Annotated in this window: 1 protein-coding gene; it reads left to right on the plus strand. The window is 72.3% G+C overall.

The annotated features are described in order from the left end of the window. Nucleotides 1-209 precede the first annotated feature (209 nt). Nucleotides 210-1802 carry an ABC transporter substrate-binding protein gene (locus AC1MIR_RS09240; RefSeq protein WP_480027877.1) on the plus strand — a complete coding sequence of 531 codons (1593 nt, stop codon included), beginning with the start codon at nt 210-212 and terminating at the stop codon, nt 1800-1802. The last annotated feature ends 249 nt before the right edge of the window (nt 1803-2051 follow it).

The raw sequence follows: 2051 nt of genomic DNA on the forward strand, positions 1-2051 counted from the left end.
GGGGGGGGGGGCCCCCCCCCCCCCCGGGCGGCGGGGGGGGCGCCGGCCCCGGCGGCGCGCCGGCGCGCGGCGCGCGACGCGTTGCTCGCCGCGGCGGCGGATATCTCCCGCGGGATCGGCTGGCCCGGAGGCTGAGCGGCGCGGCGGGTTGCGCATCATCCGCATGGCGCCGAAGATCGGCGTGGCATGAGTATGGGAGGCCAAGAAACATGAAACGCGCCGAATTCCTCAAGACGCTGGCCGCGACGACGCTCGCCGCGACCGCCGGCCTGCCGCGCATCGCGCGCGCGCAGACCGCCGCGGCGGACACGCTGCGCGCCGGCATCAAGCTCAGCCCGACCTCGATGGATCCGCATTTCCGCCTGTCGGGCGAGCAGAACGTGCTGCGCGCGCTGCATGCGCGCTTCGTCGGCATGTCGCCGGACGGCAAGCCGGAGCCCGGGATCGCCGAGGCCTGGCAGCCGGTGGAGGAAGGCCGCGCCTGGGATTTCCGGCTGCGCGCCGATGCGAAGTTCAGCGACGGCAGCCCGATCACCGCCGAGGATGCCGCCTATAGCCTGGCGCGGGTGCCGACGATCACCGGCTCGCCCGGCGCCTACCACATCTTCGTGCGCGCGATCACGCGGACCGAGGTGCTCGATGCGCGCACCATCCGCATCCACACCGCGAACCCCTATCCCTTCATGGTCGAGGACATGACGGAGATCGCGGTGCTGTCGAAGTCGCTCGGCGCCGAGCTCAAGACCGCGGACTTCAACGCGCAGACCGTGAAGGTCTTCTCCGGGCCGTACACGCTGGAGGACTACCGCTTCGGCGAGTTCCTCGCCATGCGCCGCAACCCCCATTGGTTCGGCTCGCGGCCGGATTTCGAGCGGGCGAATCTGCGCGTCATCCCGGTCGATTCGGCCCGCGTCGCGGCGCTGCTGGCGGGCGACGTGCAGGCGATCGACGAGCTGCCCGTGGCGGACGTGCCCCGACTGCGCCGCGATGCGGGCCTCAACGTCACGCAGATCGCCGGCATGCGCGTGATGTACGTGGCGATGGACATGGACCGCGACGCCAGCCCCTTCCTGCGCGACAGCAACGGCCAGCCGCTGACGCGCAATCCGCTGAAGGATGCGCGGGTGCGCAAGGCGCTGTCGCTGGCCATCAACCGCCAGGCGATCGTGGACCGGGTGATGGACGGCACCGCCACGGTCGCCTCCAACCTGCTGCCGGAGGGAACGCCGGGCACATCCTCCGCGCTCGGCGTGACGCCCTTCGATCCCGACCAGGCGAAGCGGCTGCTGGCCGAGGCCGGGTATCCGAACGGCTTCCAGGCGACGATCCACGCCACCAACGACCGCTACCCGAACGACGAGAAGGTGGCGCAGGCGATCGCGCAGATGTGGAGCCGCGTCGGCGTGCGGACGGAGGTGATCACCATGCCGAACGCGACCTATTTCGCGGCGGCGTCGCGGCAGACCTTCAGCATCATGGCGGCGCAGTACGGCGCGGACAATGTCAGCTACGCCTATCGCGCGCTGGTCCACACCTTCGACCGGGAGCGTGGCCTCGGCACCGCGAACCGCACGCGCCATTCCAGCCCGCGCGCCGATGAGCTGGTCGGCCGGGCGCTGACGGAGATGGACGAGACGAAGCGCAACGCGCTGCTGGCCCAGGCGGCGGACATCGCGATCGGGGAGGAAGCGATCATCCACATGATCTACCACCCGGCGTATCTGTATGCCGCGCGCAAGCCGCTGTCGGTGACGCCGTACTACAATGGGGCGTTCCTGCCGCAGGCGGTGAAGAAGGGCTGAAGGGCGGGGCGCGCTGACCGCGCGGCGACGGGAAGGTCGGTCGGGCCCCCACCCCGACCAGCCTGCGTAGGCGGCGGCAGCCCGCCGCAACTCCGGCCTCCGCCCCCCGGGGGGGGGGGGCCCCCCCCCCCCGGGGGGGGGCGCGCGGCGCCGCGCGCCCACGGGGCCGCCCTGGCCGCGCAGCACCAGCTTGGCTGCCAGTGCCGCGACCTGCGTGGCCGTCTCCACCTTGGGCAGCATTACCGTCAC

The sequence above is a fragment of the Falsiroseomonas sp. RANM36 genome (genome assembly GCF_056682175.1).